Source organism: Streptomyces sp. NRRL S-495 (assembly GCF_000966955.1).
In the GTDB taxonomy this organism is placed as follows: domain Bacteria; phylum Actinomycetota; class Actinomycetes; order Streptomycetales; family Streptomycetaceae; genus Kitasatospora; species Kitasatospora purpeofusca.
In genome coordinates this window covers 1-1,041 of the sequence record NZ_JZWY01000431.1, presented here as the reverse complement: position 1 = coordinate 1,041, position 1,041 = coordinate 1, and the positions used below count along the sequence as shown (strand labels likewise).

2 pseudogenes are annotated in these 1,041 nt (G+C 74.6%); one reads left to right on the top strand and one right to left on the bottom strand.

Annotation, left to right across the window (positions count from 1 at the left end):
• Positions 1-324 (bottom strand): annotated as a pseudogene (locus tag VR45_RS22675) (hypothetical protein); the annotation flags it as partial.
• Between the two features lie 284 nt (positions 325-608).
• On the opposite strand from VR45_RS22675, the pseudogene VR45_RS45835 reads away from it, so the two are divergent.
• Positions 609-1,041 (top strand): annotated as a pseudogene (locus VR45_RS45835) (hypothetical protein); the annotation flags it as partial.

Here is a 1,041-nt window from a genome sequence, read left to right as displayed (position 1 = left end):
CAGAGATGTGTATAAGAGACAGTTCATGCCGCGGGCGGGGAGGTCGGCTCCGAGGACCGGACCACAACTGGTCTGGCCCAGATTGAACGTCGTGTTGAGCAGCAGCTCGACCGGGACCATCACGGCCGCGATCTGCGTCAACCGTCGCTCCCCGCCGGCCAGCGCGGCCGCGACCAGGAAGACGACGGCGGTCGCGACCACCACCAGGGTGAGCGGCAGCGGGCGACCGGTGATCACCACCTGGCCCAGCGCGGACAGCGGCACGGCGAGCGCGGTGAACACCGCGGCCCGCAGGGCCCTCGTCGCGTGGGTGGAGGTCGTCACGCTCGGGAGTATGTCACGGTCCTTACGCCGGGCACGAGGGTGCGTCGGGGTCGGCGGCCGGATCGGCGCACAGATTGTCCCGCATCGGTCGTTCGTTCGCGGTCCGGGGGCGGGGAGTTCACCGGGGCGATGGGTTTGACGGCGCGGCGGTGGGTGAGGGGCCGTCAGCCACTGACGGGGGCGGTGGGACGGTCCGACAATCGGGCGATGGACTATGCCCATGGCCCGGGGCCGGGGGCGCCCGATGTGCCGGAGGTGCCCGCGGTGCCGTCACCGTCGTGGCCGTGGCCGCCGTGGCCGTGGTTCCCGCCGCACTCCCCGCAGCCTTCGCACCCTTCGCACTCCGCGACGCCCTGCCCGTCGCCTTCGCCTTCTCCCATGCCTTCTTCCACGACTGCTCCGACGTCGTCGCCCACGCCCACGCCGTCCTCCTCGCCCGCTCCCTCGCCGTCGCCCGCTGTCCCGCCCGCTGTCTCGCCGTCGGTGCCGTCCGCTCCGGCTCCCGCCGCGTCGTCCGCCGCCACGCTCCCCGAGCCGGCCGCACCGTCACCCGTGCGCACCGCCCCCACCGTCCCGCCCACCCGGACCGTCGCTCAGCAGCCCGCCCCCATCACCCTGCGGCCGGGACCCGAACCGTCCCCCTCGCCCCCGCACCCATCGGCCCCGCCCGACTGGACCGCACAGCCCCCGCCCATGCCCCCGCCCCCCGCTCCGACC